This is a genomic window from Mesorhizobium tianshanense, assembly GCF_007830515.1.
Classification (GTDB): Bacteria; Pseudomonadota; Alphaproteobacteria; order Rhizobiales; family Rhizobiaceae; genus Mesorhizobium; species Mesorhizobium tianshanense.
Map to the genome: position 1 here is coordinate 1 of NZ_VLKT01000147.1, position 1877 is coordinate 1877.

Annotated in this window: 1 protein-coding gene; it reads left to right on the forward strand. The window is 64.1% G+C overall.

Annotated elements, in window-relative coordinates:
* Positions 1-215: 215 nt before the first annotated feature.
* The coding region (locus IQ26_RS38920) for a recombinase family protein (protein WP_145723584.1) at positions 216-1877 on the forward strand (1662 nt) is incomplete at its 3' end.

Sequence of the window (1877 nt, forward strand, 5' to 3'; positions counted from 1 at the left end):
ACGACGATCAGCGCCATGGTGGGTCGGGCGCTTCGGGCGTTTCTCGGCGAAGCCGACGGCCATGGCTGAGCGGCGGGAGAGCGATGTTCGCAGCGTCCTTCTCGAGCCCGTCTTTGACCGCCTGCTGCCAGCCAAGTTGGCACAGGTCTACGGGATCCTGGTTGCGGAGCGGGTTCGCATCGTCGGCGCGGGTCCACGGGTAAGGGAGGGAAGCGATGAGGTGCGCAGCGATCTATGCCCGGGTGTCCTCCGATCAGCAGAAGGAGGACAACACGATTGCCAGCCAGACGGCGGCGCTGGTCGCGTTCGCCCGCGAGCAAGGGTTCAGCGTGCCCGATGAATGGATCATGGAAGACGCGGGGTTCAGCGGTGCCAGCCTGGTGCGGCCGGGGCTGGAGAGATTGCGCGACCTGGCGGCCGAGGGCCACATCGAGGCTGTCTTGATCCATTCCCCGGATCGGTTGAGCAGAAAATATGCTTATCAGGTTCTCTTGACGGAGGAGTTTGCTCGTCACGGTGTCGAGACCGTCTTCATCAAAGCGCCGCATTCCGGCACCCCGGAAGACCAGCTCATGCTGCAGTTCCAAGGCATGATCGCCGAGTACGAACGGGCCCAAATTCTCGAACGCTCGCGGCGCGGCAAGCGCCACCGGGCCAGGGCCGGCGAAGTCTCCGTGCTGTGTGGGGCGCCCTACGGCTATCGGTATATTCGTAAGACGAATGACGCGCCGGCGCGCTATGAAGTCGATGCAGTCGAGGCGGAAGTGGTGCGACTGGTGTTCGAGAACTATACGGTCGGCGGCCTGAGCATTGGCGCCCTCGCTCGCCTTCTCAACGAGATGGGACTACCGACGCGCCGGCGCGTCACCCGCTGGGAACGGTCGGTGGTGTGGGGGATGTTACGCAATCCCGCCTACAAGGGAACGGCCTGCTTCGGCAAGACACAGGTCGCACCGCGGCAGAAGGTGACGAAGCCGTTCCGCTTGTCGGGCCGGGCGGGCTTCAGCGAGAATACCAGCCAGCACGAGCGGCCGCGCGAGGAATGGATCGAAGTGCCCGTTCCCGCCATCGTGACGGAAGAAACTTTCGCGTTGGCGGCCGAACGCCTGACCGACAACAAGCGCTTCGCCCCGCGCCGGACCATCGAACCAAGCATCGTGCAGGGGCTGGTGTCCTGCCGCAAATGCGGCTACGCGCTATCACGCACATCGACCCGTACGTCGGCGCGCAAAATCCACTACTACCGCTGCCTCGGGGCGGATAGCTGGCGCCATCTCGGCGGATCTGTATGCGACAGCCGGCCGATCCGTCAGGATCTGCTCGATGAAGTGGTGTGGCGGGAGGTGATGCGCTTGATCGAGGACCCCACGCTGATCCGCGCCGAGCTCGACCGGCGTCTTGACGCGGCCCGTGCGGCCGAGCCGACGAAACGGCGGCAAGAGGCCCTCGAACGGGAGCTCGTGCGCGTCAGCAAGAGCATGGAACGGTTGGTGACCGCCTACCAGGAGGATCTCCTGTCGCTGGAGGAACTGCGCCGTCGCATGCCGGAGCTGCGTGCCCGCGAGCAGACCATGCGCACCGAATTGCAGGCGATCCGCGATCAGGCCGCCGATCGCATGACATTCCTGCGTCTCGCCGAGACGCTGACCGCCTTCCTCCAGAAATTACGGGCATCGGCGCAATCGCTGGACGTCAGCGACCGACAGAGGATTGTCCGCTTGCTGGTCAAGGACGTCTTGGTCGACGACGATACCGTCATCATCCGCCACTCGCTCCCGATGCACACGACGATACCGTCGTCCGGAAAAACGTCATCGCCTTCCAACGGGAAATCGCCATCGGCTGACAAAAGTTACCTTTTGCGTTCAGGGAGTGAC